The 569-nt window shown below is 63.4% G+C and carries 1 protein-coding gene; it reads right to left on the reverse strand.

What is annotated here, in order from left to right:
- Nucleotides 1-569, reverse strand: a 569-nt coding sequence (locus tag AQI95_RS43830; RefSeq protein ID WP_244189119.1) for an acyl carrier protein, incomplete at both ends; no start/stop codon positions are given.

Consider the following 569-nt stretch of genomic DNA (forward strand, 5'->3'; position numbering starts at 1 on the left):
TCCATCGCAAGCGCCTCACGCGGCGAAATCCCGAAGAACGCCGGATCGAACTCCCCCGCACCATGCAAAAACCCACCATGGCGAACCATCGACTTACCGACCTTCTCAGGATCCGGATCGAACAACCGCGCCACATCCCAGCCACGATCCTCCGGAAACTCCGAGATCCCGTCCCGGCCCTCCACCACCATCCGCCACAAATCCTCCGGCGAACTCACCCCACCCGGAAGACGACACCCCATCGCCACAACCGCGACCGCATCCTCCGACACCCCACCGACAGCAGCCCGCCCCACCACCGCCGACTCAACCCCAGCCTCCCCACCCACCAACTCCACACGCAAGAACTCCGCCAACACACCCGGCGACGGATAATCAAAAATCAACGTCGCCGGCAACCGCAGCCCCGTCACCGCATTCAACCGGTTCCGCAACTCCACAGCCGTCAACGAATCAAAACCCAGATCCTTGAACGCCTGCCCCGCACCAACACTCCCCGCACCCGCATGCCCCAACACCACCGCAACCTCACCCGACACCAACTCCAGAAGCAACCGCTCCTGCTCGTC

The sequence above is a fragment of the Streptomyces yokosukanensis genome, from assembly GCF_001514035.1.
Lineage (GTDB): Bacteria > Actinomycetota > Actinomycetes > Streptomycetales > Streptomycetaceae > Streptomyces > Streptomyces yokosukanensis.